This is a genomic window from Nitrospira moscoviensis (genome assembly GCF_001273775.1).
Lineage (GTDB): Bacteria > Nitrospirota > Nitrospiria > Nitrospirales > Nitrospiraceae > Nitrospira_D > Nitrospira_D moscoviensis.
Genome location: NZ_CP011801.1, coordinates 1,720,370 through 1,736,319, shown reverse-complemented (window position 1 = coordinate 1,736,319; position 15,950 = coordinate 1,720,370). Strand labels below are relative to the sequence as shown.

The 15,950-nt window shown below is 64.6% G+C and carries 15 protein-coding genes; all 15 read right to left on the bottom strand.

Translation table 11 applies throughout. The features are described from left to right. Positions 1–20: 20 nt before the first annotated feature. The 15 genes from NITMOv2_RS08510 to NITMOv2_RS08440 all read right to left on the bottom strand — a co-directional run bounded on the left by NITMOv2_RS08510 (position 21) and on the right by NITMOv2_RS08440 (position 15,944). Positions 21–3,362: an Hpt domain-containing protein gene (locus NITMOv2_RS08510; protein ID WP_053379459.1), complete on the bottom strand. Its 3,342-nt coding sequence runs from the start codon at positions 3,360–3,362 to the stop codon at positions 21–23. Between the two features lie 51 nt (positions 3,363–3,413). After that, positions 3,414–5,306 (bottom strand): HAMP domain-containing methyl-accepting chemotaxis protein, encoded by a 1,893-nt coding sequence (locus tag NITMOv2_RS08505; RefSeq protein WP_053379458.1) that lies wholly within the window; start codon positions 5,304–5,306, stop codon positions 3,414–3,416. A gap of 93 nt (positions 5,307–5,399) precedes the next feature. Beyond that, positions 5,400–5,900 (bottom strand): chemotaxis protein CheW, encoded by a 501-nt coding sequence (locus NITMOv2_RS08500; RefSeq protein ID WP_053379457.1) that lies wholly within the window; start codon positions 5,898–5,900, stop codon positions 5,400–5,402. A gap of 34 nt (positions 5,901–5,934) precedes the next feature. Beyond that, entirely contained in the window at positions 5,935–6,297 is a 363-nt protein-coding gene (locus NITMOv2_RS08495; RefSeq protein ID WP_053379456.1) for a response regulator transcription factor, read from the bottom strand. Between the two features lie 42 nt (positions 6,298–6,339). Continuing rightward, the gene (locus tag NITMOv2_RS08490) at positions 6,340–7,074 is read right to left on the bottom strand and encodes a Tll0287-like domain-containing protein (protein ID WP_053379455.1); all 735 of its coding nucleotides are present in this window, start codon (positions 7,072–7,074) and stop codon (positions 6,340–6,342) included. 420 nt (positions 7,075–7,494) lie between these two features. Next, a complete protein-coding gene (locus NITMOv2_RS08485; RefSeq protein ID WP_053379454.1) occupies positions 7,495–9,012 on the bottom strand; it encodes a cobyric acid synthase in 1,518 nt (505 codons plus the stop codon). Beyond that, complete coding sequence (locus tag NITMOv2_RS08480) at positions 9,009–9,764, bottom strand: adenosylcobinamide amidohydrolase (RefSeq protein ID WP_053379453.1); 756 nt, start codon at positions 9,762–9,764, stop codon at positions 9,009–9,011. The genes NITMOv2_RS08485 and NITMOv2_RS08480 overlap by 4 nt, the downstream gene beginning before the upstream one ends. A 3-nt stretch (positions 9,765–9,767) precedes the next feature. Further along, positions 9,768–10,886, bottom strand: a complete 1,119-nt coding sequence (gene cobD, locus NITMOv2_RS08475) for a threonine-phosphate decarboxylase CobD (RefSeq protein WP_053379452.1) — start codon at positions 10,884–10,886, stop codon at positions 9,768–9,770. After that, complete coding sequence (cbiB, locus tag NITMOv2_RS08470; protein WP_053382031.1) at positions 10,874–11,830, bottom strand: adenosylcobinamide-phosphate synthase CbiB; 957 nt, start codon at positions 11,828–11,830, stop codon at positions 10,874–10,876. The genes cobD and cbiB overlap by 13 nt, the downstream gene beginning before the upstream one ends. Next, positions 11,827–12,681 carry an adenosylcobinamide-GDP ribazoletransferase gene (cobS, locus tag NITMOv2_RS08465; protein WP_053379451.1) on the bottom strand — a complete coding sequence of 285 codons (855 nt, stop codon included), beginning with the start codon at positions 12,679–12,681 and terminating at the stop codon, positions 11,827–11,829. The genes cbiB and cobS overlap by 4 nt, the downstream gene beginning before the upstream one ends. Before the next feature lie 24 nt (positions 12,682–12,705). After that, on the bottom strand, positions 12,706–13,764 hold the full coding sequence (cobT, locus tag NITMOv2_RS08460) for a nicotinate-nucleotide--dimethylbenzimidazole phosphoribosyltransferase (RefSeq protein WP_053379450.1): 1,059 nt from the start codon (positions 13,762–13,764) through the stop codon (positions 12,706–12,708). A gap of 24 nt (positions 13,765–13,788) precedes the next feature. Then, complete coding sequence (locus tag NITMOv2_RS22660; RefSeq protein ID WP_238590494.1) at positions 13,789–14,463, bottom strand: bifunctional adenosylcobinamide kinase/adenosylcobinamide-phosphate guanylyltransferase; 675 nt, start codon at positions 14,461–14,463, stop codon at positions 13,789–13,791. Continuing rightward, complete coding sequence (locus NITMOv2_RS08450; RefSeq protein ID WP_053379448.1) at positions 14,441–15,037, bottom strand: cob(I)yrinic acid a,c-diamide adenosyltransferase; 597 nt, start codon at positions 15,035–15,037, stop codon at positions 14,441–14,443. Before NITMOv2_RS08450 ends, NITMOv2_RS22660 begins: the two co-directional genes overlap by 23 nt. Then, entirely contained in the window at positions 14,922–15,719 is a 798-nt protein-coding gene (gene bluB / locus NITMOv2_RS22655; protein ID WP_145976235.1) for a 5,6-dimethylbenzimidazole synthase, read from the bottom strand. Before bluB ends, NITMOv2_RS08450 begins: the two co-directional genes overlap by 116 nt. A gap of 24 nt (positions 15,720–15,743) precedes the next feature. Then, positions 15,744–15,944, bottom strand: a complete 201-nt coding sequence (locus NITMOv2_RS08440) for a cysteine-rich CWC family protein (RefSeq protein WP_053379446.1) — start codon at positions 15,942–15,944, stop codon at positions 15,744–15,746. Positions 15,945–15,950 lie beyond the last annotated feature (6 nt).

The window sequence follows — 15,950 nt, the reverse complement described above, 5'->3', positions numbered from 1 at the left end:
TGTCCCTGACGGGGACGCGGCTACTTGCGCACGGCCGGCGCCCGTCCCACCCATCGTTCCACTTCCTGCAGCAGGGCCCGCTCTTCCACCGGCTTGGCCACATACGAGGTGGCGCCGATGCTGATGGCCATTTGGCGGTGTTTGTCGCCCGCCCTGGTGGTCATCACGATCACCGGCGTCTGCTGGGTCTGCGGGCGGCTGCGCAGCGCCTGGATCACTTCAAATCCGTTCAGCTTCGGCATTTCCAAGTCGGTGAAGATCAGCCGGTAGGAGCGGGCCGCGGCCTTCCGCAATCCGTCTTCTCCGTCCACCGCGGTGTCGACGTGGTATCCCGCGTTCTCCAACATTCTGCCCACGAATTTTCTGATGCTCAACGAGTCGTCGATCAGGAGAATCGGCGCGCCGGCCTGATCGTCCGACGGCTCCTCCGGGTCAAGGGTCGCGTCCGGCAGAAGCGGCGCCTCTTGCGTTCCGGCCTCGGCCACGGCCTCCCGTTCGCCGCGCGCCGTCAAGCGGCCCGGATCGATGACCAGCACGACACGCCCTTCCGGGTCGATCGTGGCGCCGCCGAAGACGGATCGCTCGAGCGGCTTCAACGAGCCGAGCGATTTGATCACGATTTCTTGCCGCCCCAGCAGCTCGTCCACCGCCACCCCGACCGGTCCGGTAACCGTCCGCACGATGACGATCGGCATGGCGATGTCGACCGGTCCCGGCTCCCGCCGAAGCAGATGCCGGAGCGAGTAGACCTCGATCGCTTCCTCGCCGAGATGCAGCACGGTCTGCTCGCCCATCCGCTGCATGGAGGCGGCCGTCGGCATGGTGACTTCGCGCACGCTGGGCAGCGGGATGGCATAGCGCTCGCTCCCGCCCCGCACCAAGAGCGCCGTGGCGATGAGCAGGGTGAGCGGCAGATCGAGCGTGAATTTGGTTCCGACGCCCGGCAGGGTTTCCACATTGATATGGCCGTTCATGCCTTCGATGACGCGCTTGACGACATCGAGGCCGACGCCCCGGCCCGCCTGATCGCCGATCTTCTCCGCCGTCGAGAATCCCGGCGCGAAAATAAACTTCAACGCTTCGGCGTCGGGCATGGCCTGCGCCTGATCGGGCCGGACCAAGCCGAGCTTCACGGCTTTGGCCCGGATCCTGGCCAGATCCAACCCGGCCCCGTCGTCTTCGACTTCGATGATGACGGAGTTTCCGCGGTGGGCGGCGTGCAGATACACCGTCCCGGACGCGGGCTTCCCTTTCGCCATGCGGTCCGCGGCCGGTTCGATGCCATGGTAGACCGCATTGCGCACCAGGTGAATCAGCGGATCGACTAGACGCTCCACGACGCCGGTGTCCACTTCGGTATGTTCGCCCGACGTGACCAACGATACTTCCTTGCCGGAGGCGCGGGCGATTTCCCGGATGGCCCGGCGGAACCGGGTGAAGGGCGTGCCGATCGGCACCATGCGGGCGCGGGCGATTTCATCCCGCATGCCCAGGGTCAGCTGCTGCAGCTGGCTCATGTCGTCATGCGAGCGCCGGATCGACCCGCTCAACTGCGACATCGACTCGCTGATGTCGGCGGTGACCTCGCTGATGCGGCGGGCCAAAATGTTGAAGTCGTCGTACTTGTCCAGCTCCAGGCTGCCGAAATCGCTCAAGCCCGGGAAGGCTTGCGCCGCGGCCTCGACCGGACCGGCGGGTGCGGCTTGCTGGAACGTGAACGTGTGCTTTTCTTCGAACGACTGGACGGCGTCCACCAGCCGGGCTTTGCAGGCCAAGACCTGTTGCGAAAGCTGCTCCAGCACCCGCAGCCGCTGTTCCAGACGGCCGCGGCCGATCACCAACTCGCCGACGAGGTTCAGCAAACGCTCCAGCCGATCGCGGCTGACACGGATGACCTCGCGGTCCTCCGCCGATTTGCCCTCCGCTCCCCTGCCCTGCGCCTGCTCCTCGCCAGCCGGCTCGCCGGCCGCCGGCGCGGCCAGACCGATCTCGGCTATCGGCTGGTCGACCACGTCGCCCTGCTCCAGGCGCTTCAACTCCGACTGCGCCGCGGCGAATCGCTGCCGCGTCACGGCCGCCATACTCACATCCCGGCGCATCAGCACCCGCACCACGTCCACCGCGCGCAGCAGCACGTCGGTATGGCCGGCCTTGACCGCCAGCCGGCCGTCCCGGACCGCGCCCATGAAGTCTTCCAGATGGTGCACGAGATCGCCGATCGACTGGAACCCGACGGTATAGGCCGAGCCCTTGAGCGTATGGGCCGTGCGGAACAACTGATTGATCAGTTCCTTGTTCTGGGGATCCTTGTCCAGCCTGAGCAGATTGGCTTCCAGCGTTTCCAGATACTCCTGCGCCTCCGGAGCGAAGTAGGACAGCACTTCCGGGTCCAGATGCGGCACCAAATACTCATCGCTCAGGTTCGCCGGCTGTTCCGCCTCCGCCGCGGGCGCCGCGGCCGCGGGAACCGGAGCGTCCGGTCGCAGCACGGCGACGGGAGCGGCGCCGGGAAGCGCCACCGCTTTTCCATCGGCCAGCTGCTTGAGCCAGCCGAGCACCGGAGGAATCTCCGCCTGCAACCGCGCGGCATGGGCGGGATCGCGCCGGAGCAGCAACCGGATCAGGCCGCCGGCCTGCGTCATCACGTGTAAGACTTCGCGACTCAGCCTGGCGCGTCCTTCCCGCACCGCGGCCATGCAATCTTCCATCGGATGCGCCAGATCCCCGATGGCGTGAAACCCCACGGTATAGCTGGATCCCTTGAGGGTATGGGCGGTGCGAAACAGCCGGTAGATCGCGTCCTCATCCCCCGGACTCGCGTCCAGCGTCCGCACGAGGCCGTCGATCGTATCGAGATACTCTTCGGCCTCCGGCACGAAATAGGACAACACGTCCGCATCGAGGGTCGGCACGAGGTAATCCTGGGTCAACGCCGACGCCGGCGCCGGGGTGGACGATTCGGCGTCCGGCGGGGGCAGGAGCCCTCCGGAGGAGGCCAGGCAGCGGTCGACGCCCGCCGGATCTTCCGGCCCTCCCCGGCCGATCGACTCCACCTGGGACTGGATCCCTTGGACGATCTCGCGCATAGCCCCGACGGCGCGCAGCCAGTCGGCTTCCGCAATCGCTGAGGCCTGTTCGAGCAGAGCTTCCAGACGCTCGGCGAGACGCGCGACGCCGGCGTAGCCGTACAGCGCGGCGGCGCCGCGGATGCGGTGGGCGACGATGTACTGCTCCTCAAGCGGCTGTGGTTGGGGCACGCTGCCGTCCGCGGGGTGCAGGGCCGCAGTCAGCACATTCATCCCGTCCGACGCTTCCGCGACAAAAATACTGACGAGATTCTGGCGATCGAAATCGGACTCCATGCTGCCTCTTCACCCCGGAGCCTGTCGATCATCCCCGGGCGGTCACCGCCGTTAGGCCAACTTGAATTGCGCCACCGAGGCCGTCAGACTCTCGGCCAGCTTGGCCATGTCTTCGACGGTCGCGCGCGCCGAGTCGGTCGCCTTCTGGGTCGCCACGGCGCCGCCGGTGAAGTCCTTGATCGAGCGGCCCACCTGATCGGTCGAGGCGGTTTGATTGGCCGCGGAGGCGGCGATGGTTTGGGCCAGCTCGGCGGAGCGTTGGGCGATCGCCGAAATTTCTTTGAACACGTCGCCGGTCCGGAGAGCGGAGGCCGATCCGGCTTCCACCGCCTGGGTCTCGTGTTCCATCGCGACGACCGCGTCCTGCGTTTCGCTCTGAATGACTTTCACGAGGTCCGCGATTTCGCGGGTCGCCTGCGTGGAGCTTTCGGCCAGTTTCCGCACCTGGTCGGCGACGACGGCGAACCGCGCGCCGGCCTCGCCGGCGCCGGCCGCCTCGATGGCGGCGTTCAGCGCAAGCAGGTTGGTCTGGTTCGCGATTTCGCGAATGGTCGACACGATCTGTGAGATCTCCAACGACCGATCGCCGAGCGCTTTGACCTGCTTCGACATGCGCTGCACGGCGGAGCGGATGCTCTGCATGTCCTGCACGGTTTCCTGCACGGCCACGCGTCCGCGCTCCGTGGCCTGCAACACCTGCCGGGCGGATTCGGACGAGGCGCCGGCGGTTTCCGCGACTTGGCGCATGGAGACGGCCAGCTGTTCCACGGCGCTGAGCGCCTTCACCGATTCGTCGGCCTGATGTTTGGCGGTGCCGGCCATCTGCCCGGCGTTGTCCCGGAGGGCGCCGGCGGATCGGTTGACGCGTTCGGCCGATTCGCGCACCTGCTTCATCAGCTGCGCGAACCGCTGAATCATGAGGTTGAACCCGTCGGCCAGGTTGCCGAACATGTCGGCCGTCACCTCGCCGCGTTTCGTGAGGTCGCCCTTACCGACTTCCGACACCAGGACCAGGAAGTTCATGAGACGCTTTTGCATCATGTCGCGTTCTTCCTCGGTGGAGACGAGGGCCGTGATCCGGTCCAACATGGAATTGAACGCCTTCGCCATGTGACCCACCTCGTCGTCGCTTTCGAGCTTGGCGCGGGCCTGCAGGTTGCCCGCCGCGGCCTGTTCGGCGACGTCGGCCACATGCACGATGTTCCGGGCGATGTACCGCGCCAGGAAGTACCCGATGGCGCCGCCGAGCAGCAACGCGACAAATCCTCCGAGCAGCACGACGTTGGTGCGGTAGGTGGCCTCCGCCTGCCCGCTCTCGTTCAGCTCCTTGGCGATTTCCCGAATGGTGGACATCAACTCGCGCACGCGCAGGGTCGCCGTGCTGTACTTGTTGGCGACTTCGACGGACAAGGCGAGGTTACCCAGATCCCGCATGGCTTGCTTCTGATCGTCCGACAGCGACGAGGCGTAGCTGTCGGCAAAGGCGCCGACGGCGCCTTCCGCGGAGGCGAAGTATTCCTTCAGCGCCGCTTTGAGGGCGGCGAGGTCCTTGCCCTCGTTCCTGCCGGTGGACGATTCGTGGAGCTCCGAGGCCTGATAGGCGTCGAGCGGCGCCAGCGTCTGCTTCTTGAGCTCGGCCAGCGGCGCGATCGCCTCTTCGAAGTCGCCCTTTCTCGTGTGGCGGCCGGCGCCCAACAGCGCGTCGTGGTACAGGCCGAGGTTCGTGCTGCTGATACCGGTATTGGAAAGGGCGAGGGTGGATCCGTCGTAAATCGTCTGCAACTCGCCTTTCAGCTTGTTCAGACCGATCAGACCGACCAACCCCACCATGATCATGATGGCGCCGACGGCGGAGAACCCCACGATCAGCTTGGGCAGGGTTTTCAAGTTTTGGAACCAGGACTGCACCGACCACGTCTTGGATGCCTTGCTGTGCCTCGCCATGACTTCCCTCCTCCTCAGCCCTCGGGATAGTGAATGCCGCTGGTCACCGTCGTGCTTGTGTGGCTCGTCGCCCGGGCGCCGGCCGCGGCGCCTCTAGTGGATCGCTCCTTCGACAGAGGCCAATAGCCGGGACACTTCCACCATGCCGCTCATGCGATCCTCGATCTTGAGGAGTCCCGAGAGGAAGGGACGGCTCTCGGTCACGCCCCGCGCGGAGGCGGCCAAGAGATCGTCGGCGTGGATCGTCCGGATCTCCGGCACCTCGTCGACCAGGATCCCGACCTGTCGGGCGCCGTATCGCACGACCACCGCATACTTCGGAACGTCGGCGGCGGGGAGGCCCAACTGCGGCCGCAAATCGGCCAGCGGCACCACCGTGCCCCGCAGATTGGCGACCCCTACCAAGGATGCCGGCATGCCGGGCACCGGGGTCACCGATTCCAGCTCGAAGACTTCGCGGATATGGCGGAGATCGATCGCAAACAGCTCGCCGCCCAACGTCAGGAGACAGATCCTCGAAGGCACGGCGGAGGGGCTGTGCTCGGATGCCGGAGGGGCGCCGGATTGTCGCTGCTCAACCGTCGATGCCATCATCTCCTACGGGGTGACAGGTGTGGCAGAGCCCTGGTCAGCCCAGCGCCCGCTTGACCGCGGCCAGCAGATCTTCCGATTTGAACGGCTTCACGACATGCCCGTTGGCGCCCTGCTGCTGTCCCCAGAACTTGTCGCTCTCCTGTCCTTTCGACGTGCAGAGCACGATCGGAATGCCTTTGAAACGGTCGTCGTTCTTCAAGTCGCGACAGGCCTGAAACCCGTTCCGTCCCGGCATCACGACATCCATCACGATGAGATCCGGCTTTTCCGCCGCAATCTTGTCTTCCAGCTTGTCGGTGTTCGGAAACGACACGACGGTATGGTTGGCGGCCTTGAGATAGGATTCGATCATTTGCAGTTCCGCATACGAATCATCGACGACGACGATCTTACTCATGAGTCCGTTCCTCCTGTTACGCTGAATGGTGTGTCACGATCCTTACCGCATGGGCATCACGATGCTGATGGCACCGGCCAATTCTCCTTCTTTCCAGCCTTCTTTCTTCGAGCCCGTGATGTCGCGCTCGCCTTTCGGCCCGCCATGGCAGGTCAAACAGGTGGCGCCGGCATATTCCGGGTCCATCACGCGCATGACCGGCTTGCCGTTGACCATCGTGGCCTTGGCATATTGCTGGCCCTTCGGATGACGGGGATCGGCGAACATGCGCAGCACTTCCGCCTCGAAGTCGTCGGGCTTGTTGCCCGGGTACCGGTAATCGGTGCCGGTCAATTTCAGCTTGATCCCGGTCTTCTTGTAGAACTTCTCTCCGGACTTGCGCGCGAACACGGCGGGGATGAACCCCTTGAATGCGACGCCCTGCTTATTGATGACGGGCTGCGCTTCAAGCACGACCTCGCGCTCGGCCTCGAGCAGCGAGAGCAGCACCGGCGCTTGCGGGATGCCGCTGGGGCGGCTCAGGTCCACACGGGTCTTGGCTTTGAATTTTTCGATGATCTCGTGTGCGACGAATTCATCGGTGAAGCCCTTGTTCCCTTTCGACGCATCGTTGATCAGCGCCTGATGTTCAGACACCACGGCGCGGCCGGCTTTGAGCAAGGCGATCAACAGCTCGGCGGTTTCGGCCTCATCACCCGCCCGGACCGATTGCGGCGTTCCCGCCACCAAGGCACAGAGGCCGGCTCCCACAATCAGTGATGACATCCGCACCTTCATAGCGCTCCTCCTCTTTGAGAAGACCAACTGGCGTTGTGCTCACCAGTGTATCGACTTGCCGACAGTTGGCAAGAAAACCGTGCGTTTCAACGATTCCGTTCCTCCGGCAGTCGCGGCATCGCCATATCCGTCGGCCCCTAACCGCAAAGAACGCGTAGGAAGCCCGCTGTGGCTCTGGCAACTTTTGTGCCGATCTAACTCATCGGCCCCACGGGAGTTTTCTTCCGGTCGAAATGCATCCAAATGCTGCCAAACACACACGAATTGCTGTGTCCGCCCGCACATATCAGCGGGCGCGGCACTCTGCTTGCCTTTGTGCACTGTTGTGCAATAAGTAACAATTCTTGCCCGGCTCGTGGCAGACAAGGAGGGAGGGCGCGCGGCGATGGAAAACTCGGACGTCTGGGAAAACGAATCCGGTTAAGAACGGAGCATAGCGAAGAGTGGGGCGAGATTCAGATGAGCCTCCAGGTGATCGGCCCAGCGGTTTAATTCAGCGGATAAACGAGCCGTCACCGTTTGCGAGACCTGCGCGTCGAGAGGCGGCAAGCCTTTCTTGCCCCGACTACGATTGAGCCACCACCGGCGAAAGCCGGGCTGATCGAAAAGGCCATGGATAGAGGTTCCCCAGACGAGCCCGTCCAGCGTGATGGCGCCCTCCATCTCGCCGTTCTCCGGAACGCTCTGGTCCGAACGGCAGATCTGAAAACAGGGGCGCTCGTTTCTGCGGAACGTCCTCCCCATATGAATCCGGTACCCGCGAACAATTGTGGCGCCCGCTAGTGGCCAGCCCACCGGCCGAGCCTCGAGTTGCATCGTGCATTTGTGCGTCTGCAATTCCGTCTCCGTGTCCAGGTAACCCAACCCCGAGACGTCGCCGCCCTGTTCCACCCGGTACGGATCCGCGATGCGCCGTCCCAGCATTTGATAACCGCCGCAGATGCCCACGAGCTCTTTCTTCGAATCCACATGGAGACGCAGCGCTTCGCCGAACCGTTTCGAGAACAGATATTCTAAATCGGCGATGGTGTTCTTGCTGCCGGGAATCATCACCACGTCGGCGCGGGCCAATTCCGACGGATCGGCGACATAGCGGACTGCGACATCCTCTTCCGCAGCCAGCGCATTGAAGTCCGTGAAGTTGCTGAGATGCGGCAGAAGGAGGACGGCGATATTGACTCGATCGACGGTAAACTTCCGCTGATCCCGAATCGCCACATCCAGACTGTCTTCTTGATCGAGCGCCAGATCGCGGAGAAACGGCACCACGCCGAGCACCGGAAGGCCGGTCCGACGTTCTAAGAAGCGCACGCCGTCCTCGAATAATGCGGCGTCTCCGCGGAACTTGTTGATGACGACCCCGCACATCCGCGCGCGTTCCTCCGGCTGCAACAAATCCAACGTACCGATCACCTGCGCAAACACCCCGCCTCGGTCGATGTCCGCGACCAACAGCACCCGCGCATCGGCCAGGTGCGCCACCGGCCAATTGACCAGATCCCGATCCCGCAAATTCACTTCGGCGGCGCTCCCCGCCCCTTCGATCACCAAGACGTCGTAGCGGGCGGCCAGCCGCGCATAGCTGTCCTGCACGGCCTGAAACAACTGCGCGCGGCCCTCGAAATAGGCCGAGGCATCCAGCTTCGCGAAGACCGTCCCGTGGACGACCACCTGTGAGCGACAATCGGATTCCGGCTTGAGCAGGATGGGATTCATATCGACGTGGGGAGCCAACCCGCAGGCCTCCGCTTGCAGCGCTTGGGCCCGCCCGATCTCCCCGCCCTCCGGCGTGACGAACGAATTGTTCGACATGTTCTGGGCCTTGAACGGCGCCACGCGAACGCCGGTGCGGACAAGCAATCGACACAAGCCGGCGGCGATCAGGCTCTTGCCGACGTCCGAACCGGTTCCCAGCACGGCGATCGCCTTCGCGGTCATACGTTGATCCGCCCGGATCGGGCTCGCCATTCCTTGGCTCGGGCGAGCCCTCGCGTCACACAGTCGGTCACGACCCGGCCGATCAGCTCGCCGATTGCGGTGTGCGTCCCGCTGTACGGCAACCACCGTCCCTCATGACGATGGGCGCAGGCGATCACCACGGCGTCCGTGCCGGTCCCCGTCGCGCCCCGCCGGCCGGTCCAACTCGGCACCGCATGGTCGCGCAAGACGCCGGTCTTGCTTTCGGTCGCGACTTGCACCGCCCCGACCATGGCGGCGTGGGACAAGCAGCCGTTGGTAATGAGAATGAGGTTGATCGTACCCGGCTTCTGTAAGACGGAACGGCTCCCGTTGTGCGGCTCTCCGGCGCAGACCGCATTGGTCACCCCGACTGTGGCAAAACACTCGACCCACAATCCGTTCGATTTTTCCCGGCCGGCGATCAATTGCGTCATGGGCACGGCGGTCATGAGCCCGACACAGGGTTCGTCAATCCCTAGAGAGGAAGCGACCTGCCGAAGCCGGCGCGAGGGGTGGCCGTTCGGTATCAGCGGCTGCCGAGCCGCTGTCTGCAATCCGTTCGCAGCCGGATTGGCGTCCACCTGATGGTTCAGAATGTAGCGCGTCGTTTGCAACCCTCCGCCCCACGGCGCCGACGAGAGCACGCGCATGGGGGTGCCGCAGTCGACGACCAACGTACCGCCGGTCACCCGGTAGCTGATGCGTATCCTGACCCGCCGGTCTGTGCCCATGCCTCACCGAGAACCAAGCAGCTCGGCCAAGATCCGAACGAGACGATCGTTGTCTCTTCTCGCCCTTACGGCCATGCGAATCGATCGTTGATTCAATCCGGGAACGGTCGAGCAATCACGGATCACAATCCCCTGCCGGCGGAGGGCTGCGGTGACCGCGCGGGCGTGCCATCCGCGGGGAAGCTCCATGAGCACGAAATTCGCCTGCGAAGGAAACGGCACACAGCCGGGGAGCCTGTCCAGCAACCGGAGGAACCGCGCCCGCTCCCGCACCATGAACGACCGGCTGCGCCGCGCGTGGCGCTCATCCGCGAGCGCCGCCAGCGCGGCCTCCTGAGCCAGGGCATTGACGGACCAGGGAATCTGCCGGGCGCGGATCCGCTGCGCGGTATCGGCGTCGGTGACGAGATACCCGATACGCAGGCCGGGCAATCCAAAAAACTTCGTGAAGCTCCGCAGAACGATGGCCTGCCCCACGTCATCCATAACGGGCAGGACCGATCGCTCCACACAATAGTCTACGAATGTTTCATCAAGAATCAGCCGGACGTTCCGCCTCTGAGCCGCCCGTGCGAGCGCCGCCACCTCTTTCACGTCGCACGCCTGTCCCGTCGGACTGTTGGGGTTACAGAGGAGCACGGAATCGATCGGCAGGCTGGCCTTGCGTTTCGGTGCGTTCGCGCCGATCGCCTCGATGGCGCGAACGAGCGGCGGCGCGTATCCATCGGCGCGGTCCGCCAATACCGCCGTGACTCGCCCGCCTGACCGTTCCATCGCAGCGGCGTATTCGGAAAATGTGGGACCGATCACGAGCAAATGGCGCATCCGAAGCGCCGTCGGAAGCAGATGGATCAGCTCGGTGGAGCCGTTGCCGACGATGATCTGATCCATGTCGCAGCGCCAGCGAGAGGCCAGAGCTTGCCGCAGCGCCCAACAGTCAGGATCGGGGTAGTGTTCGAGAACACGGGCCCGTCTTACGGCTCGCAGCGCGCCCGGCGCCGGACCGAGCGGGTTGATGCTGGCGCTGAAGTCGATGAGCTTGTCGACCGAACGCCCCAATTCACGGGCCGCCGCATAGACGTTTCCGCCATGTGCGTGCTGTGAACAAGTCAGGTCAGCCATAGAGCCGCCACAGCCAGCGCCAGTCCCAAGCCATAGGTTGCGACCATGATGCGCGACGCGCGAGCGATATCGTCCCGCGTCAAGGTTCTTGTCCCGTCGCCCAGGCGCGGACGCTCCTGCGGGCGGCCGTCATAATAATTGACGCCCCCGAGTTGCACGCCCAACGCGCCCGCCATGGCGGCCTCCGGCCTGCCGCTGTTGGGGCTGGGATGCTTGCCGCCGTCGCGCCACAGCACCAGCCAACTGTCGCTCGCGCGCCGCCATCGGCCGCTGGTGAGTCCCGCCGCACACACGATCAAGAGGGCCGCCAGTCTGGCGGGAATCCAGTTGGCCAGATCATCGAGCCGCGCCGAGGCCCACCCGACATCTCGATGGCGCTCGTCGAGATGACCGACCATCGAATCCAGCGTGTTCACCGCCTTGTAGGCCAGCGCCAACGGCGCGCCGCCCACCGTCAGATAGAACAACGGCGCAATCACGCCGTCGGTGGTGCTCTCCGCGATCGTTTCCACCGTCGCCCGCACGAGCTCCGCCTCCGGCAAGTCGTCTGTGTCGCGCCCCACGATCATCGCGACTGCTTCTCGCGCGCCGGGCATGTTCCCGCTGTGCAACTCGCGGCTCACCGCGCGGGCGTGATCCAACAGATCCCGTCCGGCCAGCGTGGTGAAGGCCAACCCGATCGTGACCGCATGGCCGAAGAAATGGGACCGGCTTTCGGCCTGTTCGATGGCGAAGCGGCCGGCCAGGTAGACCGCCGCCGGGATCGCAAGGGCGAGACCGAGGCCGGCCAGTCGAAGAGCCCCGGGTGAGCGGCATAGACGCCTCACGCGCTCGTCGCACCAGGCGATCACGGCTCCGATAGCGCGGACCGGATGGGGAAGCCAGCGGGGATCCCCGATCGCCGCGTCGAGTACGGCCGCCAACAACACCTCGACCGCCGTCATGGCAGCCACAGGAGTACCGGAAGCAGCAGGAGAAACACAATCTCTGTCAGCTCGTTCGTCGCGCCCAACGTATCACCCGTCACCCCCCCGAACCAGTGACGGCACGCGGCCCAAGCGCCGACTACCGCGGCGATTCCCAGCCCCAGCGCGGCGCCCGCCCCTCGCGGCCCCAGGCCGATGGCCAGCGCCGCAGACAGCGGCAGCGTCGCGGCGACGACGTGGAAGAACGACAGATGGGTCAGGAACGGCGCCCCGAGTCCTCCCTCCGCCCGTGCATACGAAGACATCCACGCCGTCGCGACCATCGCCCAACGTCCCAACGCCGGCATGCAGATCAAAGCGGGAAGGCGCATCGCCTGCGGCAGTGCCAGCAGTCCGGCATAACGCAGCAGCAGCGACAAAAAGAGCCCGGTCGCGCCGATCGCGCCGACCCGCGGATCCCGCATGATCGTTAATCGCTCCGCGGCGGTCCGGCCGCCGGCGAGTCCGTCCAAGGTGTCCGCCAAGCCGTCCTGATGCAGCCCCCGCGTCAACGACACCAGCAGCAGGATCACGAGCGCGTTCACCACTTCCGGCCTGAACCAGCGGGCGAGGACGACATCGGCCAGCGCCACGATCCCCCCGATCAGGAGGCCGATCGCCGAATACCAAGCCATCGACGCAGCCAATTCGCCGGCCGCCGGCTCATGGTGCCCGCGGCTGATCGGAATCGCCGTCAGAAAATGCCACGCGATGATGAACTGCCGTGACGCGTGACGCGTGACGCGTGATGAGTAACGCCTCAGCAGATTAGAACGCGCCGGCTGCGCGCCAGCTTGCCCTCTTTCGGTTTCCGCGGTTCCAACTTTCACTCGTCACCCGTCACGCGTCACTTCTCACATGTCACGCTCCGACACGCCGGCTTCGCCGAACGTCGCCATCTCGGTCATGATCTTAACGGCGGCCACGACGAGGCTCATGCCCAAACAGGCTCCCGTTCCCTCACCGAGGCGCAGATCGAGATCGAGCAGCGGCGTCAGGTGCAAGTGATCGAGCAACGCCTGATGACCACGTTCGACCGAACGATGGGACGCGATCAGATACTCGCGGCAGCGGGGCTGGAGCGCGACGGCGATCAAGGCCGCCGCTCCGGCAATGAATCCGTCCAGCACCACGGGGACCCGCGCAGCCGCGGCGCCGAGCATCAGGCCGGCCAGGCCGGCAATCTCAAGCCCGCCGACTTTCGACAGCACATCCATCGCATCCATTCGATTTGGACGATGACGCGCTAACGCCTGTTCAATGACGGCAACCTTCCGCGCATGAGCCGCCTCGTCGATGCCGGTGCCGCGCCCCGTCACGTCGGCGACAGGACGCCCCGTCATTACAGCCGTGATAGCCGAACTGGCCGTCGTGTTGCCGATGCCCATATCGCCGGTCCCGATCAAGCCGATGCCCCCCTCGACCGCTTCCGTAGCCAACTCCGCTCCCACCAGCACCGCTCGCTCCGCCTGCTCGCGGCTCATGGCCGGTCCCAGAAGGAAGTTGTTCGTCCCCGGCATGATCTTCTTGTGAATCAGCCCGGGCGCGACTTCAAAATCATAGGCCACGCCGATATCCACCACGCGGACTTCCGCTCCCGCGTGGCGCGCCAGCACGTTGACGCCGGCGCCGCCGCGCAGGAAGTTCAAGACCATCTGCCGCGTGACCTCGCGTGGGTACGCGCTGACGCCCTCCATCGCCACGCCGTGATCGGCCGCAAACGTGAACACCGCCCCGCGCGGCGCGGCCGGCTTCAACTCGCCGGTGATCATGGAATACTGCGCGGCCAGCTCTTCAAGACGCCCGAGACTCCCCTGCGGTTTCGTCAGACGATCGAGCCGCTCCTGTGCCCGAGTCAGGAGACCCCGATCCGGCGAATGAATCCGCGCGAGTGTTTCGCTCAATGAGATCATCGCTCTAGCCTACTCACTGCCTGCTCACTTGATGCGTTGCGCCAATCCGCTTACGACGAAATAGACCTCGTCGGCTTCCGCGGCAATCTGCTGATTCGCGCGGCCCGCCAGATCGCGAAACGCCCGCCCGGCCGGCTCAAGCGGCACCAAACCTAAGCCGAGCTCATTGCTCACGATCACGACCCGGGCCCCCGACCCCCTCATCGCCTTCAGCAATTCCTCGACCTTTCCCGGCACCGCCGCCTCCGGGAAGCCTTGTCCCTGCAGATTGCTCAACCAGAGCGTGACACAATCCAACACGATCGCTTGATAAGTCTGCGCATGCCGGCTGAACCACGCGGCCGGATCGATCGGCTCTTCGACCGTCGTCCAGTCCGACGACCGGGTCGACTGGTGCCGGGCAATTCGGTGGGCCATCTCTTCATCCAACGCCTGCCCGGTCGCCACGAAGGCCAACCGGGGACTGATACTTTTCCTGGCGTCTCGGGGACTGACACCCTTCCCCCCGTCGGCGCGTGGTGTCTGTCCACTTTGGACCGACCTTCCGACGGGGACAGGCACCGCCTGCGGCGGAGCCAGTCCCCTCGCCAGATCCAGCGCCGTCTGACTCTTACCGGACGCCGCGCCGCCCAGCACGAACATAATCCGCCCTGCCGGCTTCGCCGGCATGTTGGGCCTATTCGGTTTTCTTGGCGCCATCACGCTCCCACAAAAACTCCGGCTCCCCCTGCACCTTGGCCGTCCAGCGCGCCAGCACGAACAGCGCATCGCTCAGGCGATTCAGATACTTGATCAGAACCGCATCGACCGGCTCTTCTTTTGACAGACGCACGCAGATGCGTTCCGCTCGCCGCCCGATCGTTCGGGCCTGATGGAGAAAGCCGGACACCTTTCCGCCTCCCGGCAGAATGAACTCTTTGAGCGGAGCCAAGTCTTTTTGGCGGCGGTCGATCATCTTTTCCAGCTTCGTCACGTCCTTCTCCGTGACCTGCGGCATGTGCTTGAAGGTCTGACCGGGGGCCGTCGCAAGAATCCCCCCGATGTCGAACAGCTTGTTTTGAATCCAGCGCAGATCGTCTTCCAACTGCTGGGCTTCCGCGTACATGGCACCCATCTCGGCATTCATCACCCGCACGATCCCGATCGACGCGTTCAACTCATCGACCGTGCCGTAGGCGTCGACCCTGAGACTGTCCTTCCACACCTGCTGCCCGCCGGCCAAGCGCGTCTGCCCCGCATCGCCGGTTCGCGTGTACACCTTCGTGATCCGCATCCACGTTCCTCCTCACGCCCTGCATCCTGTTTCCCCATGACTCAGAATGAATGAGTTGTTCAACCGGAATCCTGCTCCGCCACCCTGCCGTTTCCAGATCGGGGCGCGCGGCGAACTCGGAGACATAACCCAGACAGAGATAGGCCAGCACTTTGACCGGCCTGGGGATCCCGAGTATCCGCTTCACCGCTCCATGGTCCAGAATGCTGACCCATCCGACGCCGATTCCTTCGGCCCTTGCGGCAAGCCAGAGATTTTGGATCGCGCAACACGTGCTGTACAAGTCTGTCTCGCGCACCGTGGAACGCCCCAGCACGTGCAGGCCGCCACGCCGGCGGCTGCAGGTCACACAGAGATTGACCGGCGCTTCCTCGATTCCTTCGAGCTTGAGCCGCCGGTAGAGTTCAGCCTTGGCGCCTGTATATCGGCCTGCTGCCTCGGCGTTGGCATCGTCGAACAAATCTTTCACCGCGCGTTTGGTCGCACGATCGCGAATGACCACAAAATCCCACGGCTGCATGAACCCCACGGAGCCGGCATGGTGGGCCGCCGTCAGCAACCGCGTTAAGACGTCATCCGGAATCGGCGCCGGCAGAAAATTCTTGCGCACATCACGGCGCTCGAAAATCGACCGGTACACGGCCTCCCGCTCGAGGTTTGAGAACCGACCGGCACTCCGCATCACCGTTTCACCCGTTCACCGTCTCTACCGATCGTTGGACTGCCGATCCAACTCGCCGACACCGACTTTTTCCAAGCAGGTCGGACAGAGGCAGTCCTTGAATCGTGCGGCGATCCAATCCATCTGCCGCTCTGTAATGCCGATCTTCCCGCACCAACATTGGTATCCGCCGCATTCAAAGGTTGCGCCGCAGGCTTCACAGGTTTTGGTCACCGGCCCTCTCATACGGAT

Coding starts and splice junctions, on each gene's coding strand:
- NITMOv2_RS08510 (WP_053379459.1), bottom strand. CDS start 3,362: ATGGAGTCCGATTTCGATCGCCAGAATCTCGTCAGTATTTTTGTCGCG.
- NITMOv2_RS08505 (WP_053379458.1), bottom strand. CDS start 5,306: ATGGCGAGGCACAGCAAGGCATCCAAGACGTGGTCGGTGCAGTCCTGG.
- NITMOv2_RS08500 (WP_053379457.1), bottom strand. CDS start 5,900: ATGATGGCATCGACGGTTGAGCAGCGACAATCCGGCGCCCCTCCGGCA.
- NITMOv2_RS08495 (WP_053379456.1), bottom strand. CDS start 6,297: ATGAGTAAGATCGTCGTCGTCGATGATTCGTATGCGGAACTGCAAATG.
- NITMOv2_RS08490 (WP_053379455.1), bottom strand. CDS start 7,074: ATGAAGGTGCGGATGTCATCACTGATTGTGGGAGCCGGCCTCTGTGCC.
- NITMOv2_RS08485 (WP_053379454.1), bottom strand. CDS start 9,012: ATGACCGCGAAGGCGATCGCCGTGCTGGGAACCGGTTCGGACGTCGGC.
- NITMOv2_RS08480 (WP_053379453.1), bottom strand. CDS start 9,764: ATGGGCACAGACCGGCGGGTCAGGATACGCATCAGCTACCGGGTGACC.
- cobD (WP_053379452.1), bottom strand. CDS start 10,886: ATGGCTGACCTGACTTGTTCACAGCACGCACATGGCGGAAACGTCTAT.
- cbiB (WP_053382031.1), bottom strand. CDS start 11,830: ATGACGGCGGTCGAGGTGTTGTTGGCGGCCGTACTCGACGCGGCGATC.
- cobT (WP_053379450.1), bottom strand. CDS start 13,764: ATGATCTCATTGAGCGAAACACTCGCGCGGATTCATTCGCCGGATCGG.
- NITMOv2_RS22660 (WP_238590494.1), bottom strand. CDS start 14,463: ATGGCGCCAAGAAAACCGAATAGGCCCAACATGCCGGCGAAGCCGGCA.
- NITMOv2_RS08450 (WP_053379448.1), bottom strand. CDS start 15,037: ATGCGGATCACGAAGGTGTACACGCGAACCGGCGATGCGGGGCAGACG.
- bluB (WP_145976235.1), bottom strand. CDS start 15,719: ATGCGGAGTGCCGGTCGGTTCTCAAACCTCGAGCGGGAGGCCGTGTAC.
- NITMOv2_RS08440 (WP_053379446.1), bottom strand. CDS start 15,944: ATGAGAGGGCCGGTGACCAAAACCTGTGAAGCCTGCGGCGCAACCTTT.